Below are 11,716 nucleotides of genomic sequence, written 5' to 3' on the forward strand. Positions count from 1 at the left end.
CTCCATGTAATAAAGTCAACGTTACTGAAGATCCACTTGTAAATGGACCAACATTTACTACTCCAAGAGCAGTTACTGGCCATGTAGTAGTACCATCTGTAATTGAAGGTGTACCATTTCCTAATGCTGTAACTGTTACATCAACTGAGAATTGACCTGAACCACATGCAGGAACTACTGCTGTGGTAGCTGCTGGTGGTGTACATGATGCTGCAACTATATTAACTGTAAAATCTAAAGTAACACCCCAAGAACCTGAATAACATGGTGCTGGAGGAACTTGACCTACATCTGCAGTACCAATTCTCATTCTGTGTTGTCCTAACGGAGCTGTTCCAGGCATTACAAAAGACGCATTCAATGTTGTAGGATTAGCATTTGTTGAAGCAATACCAGTTTGAACTAACTCTCCTGCATCATCAAAATCAAAATCATTATTGAAGTCAATCCAAATATTTGTATCATAAGTATACCCTGTTGCAAAAGTAATTTGAACATTATTACTAACTCCTTGTGACATATCAACTGGAGTAGCTGTATGATCAGTATACGAAGCTGGAGTATTTGCAAAATTTGTAGCAACTAATTGAACATTTGTAATTCCACTTCCGTCAACAGAAGTAGGAACTGAAGTACAATAACATCCTGTTGCTACTGTAGAAAAAGATAACTCAGTACATCCAGTTGCAGAACCGTTAGCATTAAACGGAACTACAGTATAATAATATGTAGTTGCAATTGCTCCTGTAAAACTATATGTAGTTACATTACCTAAATTAATATTATTTGCAATATCTGTTCCTGCAGGAGTTGTTCCTACAGAAATATAATAACCATCAGCACCTACTGTAGCATCCCAAGTGATTAAATTTGAAAAATTACCACAAGTTGCATTAGGTGTTGCTACAATATTAGAAGCACATGAAGGCGGAGTAACTGGTATATTTTCAATTATTACATTATCAATATATAATCTCCATCCATCTAATCCTCCAGCAGGCACATGCCATGCAATATTTACATTTCCAGAATATGCTGATAAATCAACTATTTGTTCAACATAAGTTGTATTTGAATAACTAGCAGTAGGCAATAATACAGTAGTAAAACCAGCTGGAACTGCACCTGTTGTAGATAATAATAATTCAAAGTCATTAGGCTCAAAATTAGACTGAACTCTGTAATGATATTTTAATCTTTGTCCACCAGTTAAAGTAATTGTTGGTGAAATTAACCAATCATCATTTACACCTCCATTAAAGTCAGTATACATAACCGCTGATTGATTTCCTTCGTATGGATTTGTAGTATAGTTCATATCCCAAGCTTCAGTATCGCCATTAGCATTTAATACAGTCCAACAAGCTTCTGTAGATGATGTAGAATTGAAGCCTTCAGAGAAAGGAACTGTAAGAGCTGTACATGCTGTTCTGAAGTTTACTGGGCCAACCCATGGACTTTGCTCTGAAACACTACAAAATGCTCTAACATATACTTCATAAGCAGTATTAGGAGATAATGTAGAATCTGTTTCATTAGAAGAAGTTACATCAACAATTCCAGGTTCAGAACCTGTAGGTGTACCTGTACCTTGTGGTTGAATTAAATATTGCCAATCCAATTCAGTACCACCAGCAACCCATGATAAATCAACACTAGAATCAGTAATTCCAGCAACTGCCAAACCTGTTGGCTCTAAACATGCTGGAGTTTCTCTAATTTCAAAATTATCAATTGAGAAATCAATATCAGCATCACCATTTGCAGTACCTTCAACAGCTCTAAATGCAAATCTTACATTTAAACCAGCAAAAGCATCTAAATCAATAACATTTGTAGTTCCCGTATTAGAAGGAATATTAGCATTTGCAGCGTTATAAGTATATAAAACCACCCAGTTAGTTGTACCTGTAGAAACTAACACCTCAACAAAATCGTCTGCTTCCCAAGCAGTTGTCGGAGCTCCTGTTCCTGCATATTGAGTTGCAGCTGCATCATATTTTAATTCATAACCCGTAGTTGGTATTGCATAAAAAGGAGAGATTACCCAATCATTTGCGACAGCTTGATATACATTATAGTTTATTGCTCCTGTTGTGCCTACATTAGCAAAACCATCAGCTGCCCAACCTGAAGCACCAAAAGTTGCCGGTCCAGCAATAAGGTCACCATTGTCAGCTTCTACCCAACAACCTGGTAAAAATGTAGCAAATGGTTCTAATACTGGAACTGCATTTGTTCCACAAGTTGTAAAAGAAGATTCTGTACATCCTATTGCATCTCCATTTGCATTGTATGGAACAACTTTAACATAATAAGTAGTTCCTGCATTTAGAACACCTAAATTATATGTCAATACATTTAGAACATCTAAAGCATTAAAGACATCTGTACCTCCTGGAGTAGTTCCAACAGTTAATTTATATCCTGTAGGCACTCCACTAGCAGCAGGCCAAGACACAATACTTGAATCTATATTCACAGCACCATTGGCTGGTGAAGACAAAGCAGTACAATTTGGAGGCAAAGCAGTAACCTGAGTTGCAGAAATGTTATCAAAATAAATATCATAATCTCCCGCTACCCATGTTGATAAAAATCTAAATCTTACATCAGATCCAGCTGGTAAGCTAGCTCCTGGTATAACATTTGAAAATGTAGCACAAGTATTAGCTACAACGTGATTTGAATCATCAACCGTGAAAAAAGTTGACCATGTTGCTCCATTATCTGTAGAATATTGAACTACAAAGTTTCCCCATCCTGCTGGAGTTGCAGTAGTTGAGTTCCAATTTTCGATTTTATAATCAAAACTGAAAGTTAAATTTGTACCATTTGAAGCCGCAACTTGATTTGGTGAGATTAAAGTTCCAGATGTACTAAAAGAATATCTATTAGTTCTGTGAGAATTTCCTGCACAAGCATCTGTTGCAGTTGGAGTTGAAAAATCAGAAACAGACCATCCTGCTGGTAAAGCAGTGCTAGCATCAAAATTTTCTGTTAATCCAACTTGACTGTAAGTTTGCCAACAAGTCAGCAAAGCAAAAAGCCATAGAGTAATTTTTTTCATAAATAATTAGATTAATTGTTAAGCAAAGGCTAATTTATAATTTTTTTTAAAATACCAATCAAATTTTATGAATAATATCGATAAAATGCATCAATCAAAGCTTTAAAACAAAAAATCTCGAATTAATTCGAGATTTTTAAAAATTTACTTTAAATAGAATTTACTTTATACTAGGTACCAAAACCATCTCATTGGCATCAGCTTGATAATCAACACCATCAAACCCGAATCCAAATAAATTTAAGAAATCTTGTTTATAACCCGCTAAATCTCCTAATTGAACTAATGATTCAGTAGTAGATTCAACCCATAATTTTGCAATTTTTTCTTGTACATCGGCACGCATTTCCCAATCATCAATTCTAATTCTTCCTTTATCATCAGTTGGAATTGCACTTCCAGTGTACAATCTCTCTGCATATAATCTTTGAATTTGCTCTATGCATCCTTCGTGAATTCCCTCTGCTTTCATAATCTTATATAATAAAGATATATATAATGGAATAACCGGAATTGCTGAACTCGCTTGAGTAACCAATGCTTTATTTACAGAAACATAACCTTTTCCATTTATCCCTTTTAATTTTTCTGTAATTTCAAATGCTGTAGCTTCTAAATGATCTTTTGCTCTTCCAATTGTACCTTTTCTATAAACTGCCTCTGTTACTTCTGGACCTATGTATGAATAAGCTATTGTAGTTGCTCCATTAGCTAAAACTCCAGCCTCCTTTAACGCATCCATCCACATTGACCAATCTTCACCTCCCATTACCACGACAGTATTATCAATATCTTCTTGATTTGCAGGCTCTATTGAAACTTGAGTCACATTTCCTGTATGAAAATCAACTGTTTTATTTGTAAAAGTAGATCCGATAGGTTTTAATGTTGAGCGATGTAAAACTCCTGTAACTGGATGAAGACGAACTGGCGAAGCCAAACTATAAATTACTAAATCTACTTGACCTAAATCAGATTTAATCATTTCTATTACTTGTTGTTTTACTTCATTAGAAAAAGCATCTCCATTGATACTTTTAGCATATAATCCTGCTTTAGTTGCTTCTACTTCAAAAGCTGCAGAATTATACCATCCTGGAGAAGCTGTTTTTCCTTCTGCTGGTTCTTTTTCAAAAAACACACCAATTGTAGCAGCATCAGACCCAAAAGCACTAGTAATTCTTGAAGCTAAACCAAAACCTGTAGAAGCTCCAATGACCAAAACTTTTTTTGCACCGTCAATTTTTCCTTTTGACTTTACATATTCTATTTGATTTTTTACATTTTGTTCACAACCTTTTGGATGGGCTGTTAAACAAATGAATCCACGCATTCTAGGTTCTATAATCATCTTCTATATTTTTATATTTGATTTTGTATTATTTGTAAATTGAAAACAAAAGTAATTCAAAAAATTAATTCAACAAAGCTTTTGCATGTTGCAATGCAGATTCGGAAACTTCTTTACCCGATAACATTTCTGCAATTTGTTGAATTCGCTCTTCGGTAGAGAGTAAGATTAATTCCGATATTGTCGTTTCACCATAACTTCGCTTAGATACTTTATAATGTGAATCACCTTTTGCAGCAATTTGAGGCAAGTGAGTAATCGCAAAAACTTGCATTGTTTTACTCATATCTTTCATAATCTCTCCCATTTTTATTGCAATTTCACCAGAAACACCTGTGTCAATTTCGTCAAAAATAATGGTTGGTAATTTTGAATAATTTGCTAAAATAGATTTTATAGCCAACATAATGCGTGACATTTCTCCTCCAGAAGCTACTTTTTTCAAGGTTCCAAAACTGGTTCCTTTATTAGCAGAGAACAAAACATTTAATTCATCTTTACCTGTAGTAAAATATTCTTCAGACGCTGTAATTTCAAATTGAAAGTTAGCTTCAGCCATTCCTAATTGTGAGAGAATCTCTTTAATTTTTCTTACCAAATGAGGCACTGCTTCGATTCTATTTTTTGAGATATTTGCAGCTATTCCATCAATTTTTCCCTTCAAAATATGTAATTCTTTTTCGGCATTTTTAATTCCTACTTCTAAATCATCAACCTTTACTACTTTATTATCCAAATCGTTTTGAATTAATAAAAGTTCTTGAATGGAACCTACCTGATGTTTTTTCTGAAGATTATAGATAGATTGTAATTTGGTGTTTACTAATTCTAATCGTTCAGGGTCGGCAATTATTTTTTCATTACTTTGCTCGCATTCATTAAAAATATCTTCTATTTCTAAAAAAGAACTTTGCAATCTTTCTTGAAGTTGTGCATAAATAGGAGAAAAAGTCGTCACTTTTTGAAGTGCCGATTTGATTTCTTTCAAATTGACAATTACACCGATTTGTTCTTCGTTTGCAACCGCTAATATTCGAGCAAAATTTTCTTTGATAAATTCCACATTACTTAATTGCTCTAATTCTTGTTCAAGTGATTCTTGCTCTCCATCTATTAAATTTGCAGACAATAACTCATTCAAAAGAAACGAATTGTATTCATATTCTTTTTCCAAAGCTACTTTTTCAGCAATCATTTGCTTCAACTCTTTTTGCTTGGCTTTAAAAGAAATTAAAACATTTTTATAATTTAATATCTCAGTTCCATTTTCCGCAACAGCATCAATAATTTCTAATTGATAAGATTCTTCTGTAAGTTCACGGGTTTGATGTTGTGAATGAATATCCAACAAATAAGAACCTAATTCTTGTAACTCTTGAAGATTAACCGGACTATCATTTATAAATGCACGCGATTTTCCAGAAGGCAAAATTTCTCTTCTAATGATTGTTTTATCTTCATAATCCAAATCATTCTTTTGAAAAAATGGCTGCAGATTATAATTTGAAAGCAGAAAAACAGCTTCAATAATACATTTTTGTTCTTTGTCTTTTAATGAAGTTAAATCAGCTCTATTGCCTAGAACCAAACCTAGCGCACCTAATAATATAGATTTCCCTGCTCCTGTTTCTCCTGTAATAACAGAAAACTGATTGGAAAAATCAGTTTCAAGCGATTCAATTAGCGCATAATTTTTTATGGAAAGCGAAAGTAGCATACTTTATATTTTCAATGTGATAATTATTACATTATCTTATTTTACTCCACTTTTGAGAATTTAAAGGTGATATTTTGTTCAAAGTTTCAACAACTTGCGCTACATTAATTTTTGGGCCACCCGAAAAAACAGAAACAATTTCATCAACTTTTGCATCAAAGAAAGTTCTAGCTAATAATGAATTTGGTCTTACTTTTTGAATTTCCGCAAGTGTTTCAATTGATGTTGCTACACCTTCTTTTCCTTTAGTAACATTTTCACTCATTAAATCTAATCCCATTCTATGATATTGATATAATGCAATTCTAAAAGGTGAAAAAGTATTTGATAATAAATCTGAAATTAAAAAATTTCTATTGTTATTATTTCCTTCAGACTGACTCCATCCTTTATAACCACTAGTTTGAGCAACATTTACAATATTTGAGGCAACTTCTAAATATTTAGTTCCACCATTTTCAGAAAACGAATCAAGATCTAATCCAATAATTATATTTGAATAATAGGCTAAAACTGACACCAAATTTGAATTAAAACTATTTGGATCATAATTCATTGTTTCAAATTCAATAAATCTAAACGAGAAATTTTTATCGTTAATGTTTAAAATTGGAGATGATAAAGTTGAGTTAAAAACTGGTCTTGATGATTGAATTTGTAATGTTGCTTCAAAATTATTTGAACCATACCCCGTAATGTTGATAAAAAAATTACATTCTATTTTTTCTTCATCTTTTATTTCTCTATCGGTCCATTTTGTAGTATTTAAAAACTCTTTAACTTGTTTTTCTAAGTTTTTAAATAATTGTGGATTTCCATTATTTACTTGCTGGTAGTTTACAGAAACAGTTGCCTGAAGCTCTTGAGAAACTCCAATTTGAGTAAAAAATAAAACTATAATTAATCCTAAACTACGCTTCATAATGTTGAATTATTTTATTTATAATATCAAAGGCTACGGCTTCTTTCGATTTTAAATCCATTGGTTCAATAGAAAAATTGCTATCTATAAATGTGACTTTATTTGTAGGTTGACCAAAACCAGCGCCTTTATCATTTAATGAATTTAAAACTATCAAATCTAAGTTTTTTTTCTGGATTTTCAACTTAGCGTGCTCAATTTCATTTTCTGTTTCTAGTGCAAAACCTATTAAAAACTGATTTTTCTTTTGCTCGCCTAATGATGCTAAAATATCTTTTGTTTTTTCCAGTTCAATAATAAACGTAGCTTCTGTCTTTTTTATTTTTTGATTAGCTACATTTTTTGGCCTATAATCTGCAACTGCTGCTGCCGCAATTGCTACATCCATATCTTTATAATACAAATGACAAGCTTCATACATTTCTTGAGCTGAAGTAACTCTTATCAAATTAATTTGCGCATCTTCAAGCTTTAAATATGTTGGTCCAGAAATCAAAGTAACTTCGGCTCCCATTTTAGCAGCTTGTATAGCAATGTCAAAACCCATTTTTCCTGAAGATTGGTTCCCAATGAAACGAACAGGATCTATAGCTTCATAAGTTGGACCAGCAGTAACTAATATTTTTTTACCTTTCAATGGCAATTTTTCTAAAATATCATTTTCTAAAAAGGCGACAATATTTTCAGGCTCAGCCATTCTTCCTTCGCCAGATAAACCACTAGCTAATTCCCCATTTTCAGCAGGAATTATTATATTTCCAAATGATTTAAGTTTGTGAAAACTATCTAAAGTTGAAGGATGCTTGTACATATCCAAATCCATTGCTGGTGCAAAATAAACTGGGCATTTTGCAGACAAATAGGTTGCTATCAATAAATTATCACAATTTCCATTTGCCATTTTAGATAATGTATTTGCTGTTGCTGGTGCAATAAGCATAATATCAGCCCAAAGCCCTAACTCTACATGATTATTCCATTCTCCATTTCCATCCTCTTCATTATAAAAAGTAGAATAAACCGGATTTTTAGAAAGAGTGGATAAAGTAAGTGGTGTAACAAAATGCAAAGAAGCAGGCGACATTACAACTTGTACTTGTGCACCTGCTTTTATGAAAAGTCTAACCAAATTGGCTGTTTTATAAGCAGCTATACCACCAGATATACCTAGCAAGATTTTTTTACCGCTTAAAACAGACATATCAATTTATTTAGAATCTCTGTAGTAGATTTTCCCTTCTTCCCACTCTTGTACTGCTAATGCATGTGGTTTAGGTAATTTTTCATAGAATTTTGAAACTTCGATTTGCTCTTTATTTTCAAAAACTTCTTCTAAACTATCGTTATATGTTGCAAATTCTTCTAATTTTTCAATTAATTCCTTTTTGATTTCGGTATTAATTTGATTAGCTCTTTTTGCCATGATAGTTATCGCTTCATAAATGTTTCCAGTAGGCTCTTCCAATTTACTTTTATTATAAGTAATTGTGTTTACAGGAGCATTCGTTTTCTTTAAATCCATGATTTTTTATTTAGAAAATTGTTGTAATTCTTGTTCAATATCAGCTAACATTTTATCAGCTTTTTCTTTATACTCGGTATCTGATTTGAATTTCATCAAATTAGCATACGTGGTTTTTGCATAATCTAAACGTTCTTGTTTTTTTGATTCGATACTATTAATTGCTAGTTGATAAGCAGAATCTAATCTATAATACAAAGCTTGTTCTTTATATGGTGTTCCAGGAAAATCAGCAATAAAATTATCAAATGCTTTTAATGCTGCTTTAAAATCTGAGATACTATTATATTGTTTTGCAATTTCAAATGCTTTCTTTTCTTGTTTTTCTCTCAATTCTTTTACATACTCATTTGCTTTTGGCAAATATTCCGAATTTGGATATATATCAATAAATTTTTGCACTTTTTCTAATGCTTTCTCTGTATCTGTTTGGTCTAAACTATAGACTGGCGATAATTTATAAAAACACTCAGCTGCTAAGAAATACGCTTCCTCTCTTTTCTCACTTTTTGGGTAACTCGCAGCAAAATTTTCAAATTGATAACCCGCTAAATAATATTGCTTAGTATTATACAACGATTTTGAATACATATAAAACAAACGTTCCGCTTGAGGTTTTCCTTTATAAGCTGGAGCTACTTGTTCATATAAACGGATTGCTTTTGTATATTTTCCATCTTCATACATCTTGTTAGCTGCTTCTGTTTTTACAGCCACATCATCAGACTTTAACGCTTTTTGATACTGACTGCATGAAGCAAGAAGTATAATGGTAAGAAAGAAACTAAAAATTTTATTCATTTGGTTTTTATTTTAACTTTAAAAATATCAATACTACTGATACCTAAAAAAGCAACTGCAAATTTAGATATTATTTACTTACTATGAAAATCTTTTTTTTAACTTAACTTTTTTGTGAAATTTTGAAGCCTTGAAGCCAAATCTTCGTTTACATTTACTAATGGTAATCGCAAAGTATTTTCCGACAATCCTAATGTTTTGAAGACTTCTTTAATTCCTCCAGGATTTCCTTGTTCAAAAATCATATCAATACTATCTGCTAATAGATAATGTAATTTGTATGCTTCGTCTACTTTTCTTTGCAAACCTAAACGCACCATTTCGGAAAATTCTTTAGGAAAACCTTCTCCAATTACAGAAATCACTCCCGCTCCACCAGCTAAAACCATTGGCAAAGTAATCATATCGTCTCCAGAAATCACCAAAAAACCTTCTGGTTTGTTTTGAATTAATTTCATTGCTTGAACAATATCTCCGGCAGCTTCTTTAATTCCAATGATATTTTGAAAATCATTTGCTAATCGAATTACAGTTGCAGGCAACATATTGCTTGCTGTTCTACCTGGAACATTGTAGACAATGACTGGAATTGGCGAAGCTTCAGCAACCGCTTTAAAATGCTGGTAAATTCCCTCTTGCGTTGGCTTATTATAGTAAGGCGATACTGATAAAATTGCTGAAAAATTAGAAAAATCTCTTGTTTTTAATTCTTCAACAACTTTCATAGTATTGTTACCTCCAACACCTAATACTAATGGTAATCTTTTTGCATTAGCTTTGACAATTGTATCAATTACTAGTTCTTTTTCTTCTTGAGAAAGAGTTGCAGTTTCGGCTGTTGTACCTAAAACTACTAAATATTCTACACCACCTTCAATTACATAATTTACAATTCTTGTTAATGCATCAACATCAACCGAAAAATCTTTTTTAAATGGTGTAACAAGTGCAACACCAGTTCCTATAAATGATTGCATTTTATATTTTGTTTAAAATTTTTAAATATTTAAATAATTCATCTGTAAATTCATTGTAGTTTTCTACCAAAGAATTAATTATAAAATGATTAACTCGCTTATCGATAGTAGCAAATCCAACTTTGAATTTAGCTTTTGATTTTTGAGAAAGTAAAACTAAAGAAAACTTATTTACATCATAATAATTGATTAACAAATCAAAAGGTGTTTCAATAAAAGTAACGGCTTCAGGATTTGAAATTTCTCCAGAAATTGATATATTTTTTAATGAAACAGACGGATAATTAAACACTTCTTTCTTTTTAATTTTATCTTTATATATCAATACAGAAATCGCATCTTTTTTAAAACCTTTCGCTTCGATTGCAGCTATTAATGCTTCTTTTTCTGCAAAATAAGTTTCATCAACTAACAACCCTATTGTATTTATTTTTTCGTTAGAAGGAAATGTATTTTCTTTTAATAACTTTTTAGTTACAATTTTTTTTAGAAAAAAGTTCTTTATAATCGTATAAAACATAGTATTTTTACCTCTCGGACAAAATTATAAATTAAGTCTTTTATTATGATGGTAAATGTAAAAAAGAATACGATATCTTTTCGCTATTTTGTTATATTATTAACATTTAGTTTCTTATTTTCTTGTAAAACTAAAGAATACTATAATTATAAGATAGAAGGAAAAAAAATTGGTGTAACTAATGAAAAAGGAGAGAACACGCAAATCGAAAGCTATGTTGCTCCATATAGAGAACACATAAAAAAAGATTTAGACAATGTATTAGCCTTTTCCCCTGAAACTTTAGACAAAAGCAAAGGAAAATGGCAAACCACAATTGGAAATTTATTAGCTCAAGTAGTTTTTGAGCTTGGTAATCCAATATTTGAAAAAAGAGAAAATAAAACCATAGATATTTGCCTATTGAATCATGGTGGAATTCGTTCTATAATTCCAAAAGGAGATGTTACAACCCGAACTGCTTTTGAAGTGATGCCTTTTGAAAATGCATTAATTGTTGTTGGATTAAAAGGAAGCAAAATTAAAGAACTAGCAACTTATATTTTAACTGAAAGAAAACCACATCCTTTATATGGCATCAAAATCTTTGCTGATAAAAATTCATTAACCCTAAAAAATATAGAAATTAATGGAAAAATCATTGACGACGATAAAATATATTATGTTGCAACTTCTGACTATTTAGCAAATGGTGGTGATAACATGACTTTTTTTAAAGAAAGTACAATAAAGTTTGATATGGATTACAAGTTAAGAAATATGCTTATCGATTATTTCAAAAAGGCAGATACGCTTCCTGTGATTACTGATGAAAAAATTATTTTAGAATAACAAAA

10 protein-coding genes are annotated in these 11,716 nt (G+C 31.6%); 1 reads left to right on the top strand and 9 read right to left on the bottom strand.

The window, feature by feature from the left end; genetic code table 11:
- The 9 genes from VK164_RS05895 to VK164_RS05935 all read right to left on the bottom strand — a co-directional run.
- A partial coding sequence (locus VK164_RS05895) for a choice-of-anchor J domain-containing protein (RefSeq protein WP_324208476.1) occupies nt 1-3,070 on the bottom strand: 3,070 nt, incomplete at its 3' end.
- 160 nt (nt 3,071-3,230) lie between these two features.
- A complete protein-coding gene (fabV, locus tag VK164_RS05900) occupies nt 3,231-4,421 on the bottom strand; it encodes an enoyl-ACP reductase FabV (RefSeq protein ID WP_324208477.1) in 1,191 nt (396 codons plus the stop codon).
- Between the two features lie 64 nt (nt 4,422-4,485).
- On the bottom strand, nt 4,486-6,138 hold the full coding sequence (gene recN / locus VK164_RS05905; protein WP_324208478.1) for a DNA repair protein RecN: 1,653 nt from the start codon (nt 6,136-6,138) through the stop codon (nt 4,486-4,488).
- A 31-nt stretch (nt 6,139-6,169) separates the two neighbouring features.
- Nucleotides 6,170-7,060 carry a DUF4835 family protein gene (locus VK164_RS05910; protein ID WP_324208479.1) on the bottom strand — a complete coding sequence of 297 codons (891 nt, stop codon included), beginning with the start codon at nt 7,058-7,060 and terminating at the stop codon, nt 6,170-6,172.
- Nucleotides 7,050-8,261, bottom strand: coding sequence for a bifunctional phosphopantothenoylcysteine decarboxylase/phosphopantothenate--cysteine ligase CoaBC (gene coaBC / locus VK164_RS05915; RefSeq protein WP_324208480.1), 1,212 nt, complete (start codon nt 8,259-8,261; stop codon nt 7,050-7,052). The genes VK164_RS05910 and coaBC overlap by 11 nt, the downstream gene beginning before the upstream one ends.
- Nucleotides 8,262-8,267: 6 nt before the next feature.
- Entirely contained in the window at nt 8,268-8,582 is a 315-nt protein-coding gene (locus tag VK164_RS05920; RefSeq protein WP_166235835.1) for a DNA-directed RNA polymerase subunit omega, read from the bottom strand.
- Nucleotides 8,583-8,588: 6 nt separating this feature from the next.
- Nucleotides 8,589-9,383, bottom strand: coding sequence for an outer membrane protein assembly factor BamD (locus tag VK164_RS05925; RefSeq protein ID WP_324208481.1), 795 nt, complete (start codon nt 9,381-9,383; stop codon nt 8,589-8,591).
- 98 nt (nt 9,384-9,481) lie between these two features.
- Nucleotides 9,482-10,360 carry a 4-hydroxy-tetrahydrodipicolinate synthase gene (dapA, locus tag VK164_RS05930; protein WP_324208482.1) on the bottom strand — a complete coding sequence of 293 codons (879 nt, stop codon included), beginning with the start codon at nt 10,358-10,360 and terminating at the stop codon, nt 9,482-9,484.
- A gap of 1 nt (nt 10,361) precedes the next feature.
- Nucleotides 10,362-10,880, bottom strand: coding sequence for a DUF6913 domain-containing protein (locus VK164_RS05935; protein WP_324208483.1), 519 nt, complete (start codon nt 10,878-10,880; stop codon nt 10,362-10,364).
- A gap of 45 nt (nt 10,881-10,925) precedes the next feature.
- On the opposite strand from VK164_RS05935, the gene VK164_RS05940 reads away from it, so the two are divergent.
- Complete coding sequence (locus tag VK164_RS05940; RefSeq protein ID WP_324208484.1) at nt 10,926-11,711, top strand: 5'-nucleotidase; 786 nt, start codon at nt 10,926-10,928, stop codon at nt 11,709-11,711.
- The last annotated feature ends 5 nt before the right edge of the window (nt 11,712-11,716 follow it).

The organism is Flavobacterium sp. (assembly GCF_035299005.1).
Taxonomy (GTDB): Bacteria; Bacteroidota; Bacteroidia; order Flavobacteriales; family Flavobacteriaceae; genus Flavobacterium.

What these genes read in the sequence shown, in the direction of transcription:
- VK164_RS05920 (WP_166235835.1), bottom strand. Translation starts at nt 8,582, where the DNA reads ATGGATTTAAAGAAAACGAATGCTCCTGTAAACACAATTACTTATAAT.
- VK164_RS05910 (WP_324208479.1), bottom strand. Translation starts at nt 7,060, where the DNA reads ATGAAGCGTAGTTTAGGATTAATTATAGTTTTATTTTTTACTCAAATT.
- VK164_RS05935 (WP_324208483.1), bottom strand. Translation starts at nt 10,880, where the DNA reads ATGTTTTATACGATTATAAAGAACTTTTTTCTAAAAAAAATTGTAACT.
- fabV (WP_324208477.1), bottom strand. Translation starts at nt 4,421, where the DNA reads ATGATTATAGAACCTAGAATGCGTGGATTCATTTGTTTAACAGCCCAT.
- VK164_RS05925 (WP_324208481.1), bottom strand. Translation starts at nt 9,383, where the DNA reads ATGAATAAAATTTTTAGTTTCTTTCTTACCATTATACTTCTTGCTTCA.
- coaBC (WP_324208480.1), bottom strand. Translation starts at nt 8,261, where the DNA reads ATGTCTGTTTTAAGCGGTAAAAAAATCTTGCTAGGTATATCTGGTGGT.
- recN (WP_324208478.1), bottom strand. Translation starts at nt 6,138, where the DNA reads ATGCTACTTTCGCTTTCCATAAAAAATTATGCGCTAATTGAATCGCTT.
- VK164_RS05940 (WP_324208484.1), top strand. Translation starts at nt 10,926, where the DNA reads ATGATGGTAAATGTAAAAAAGAATACGATATCTTTTCGCTATTTTGTT.
- dapA (WP_324208482.1), bottom strand. Translation starts at nt 10,360, where the DNA reads ATGCAATCATTTATAGGAACTGGTGTTGCACTTGTTACACCATTTAAA.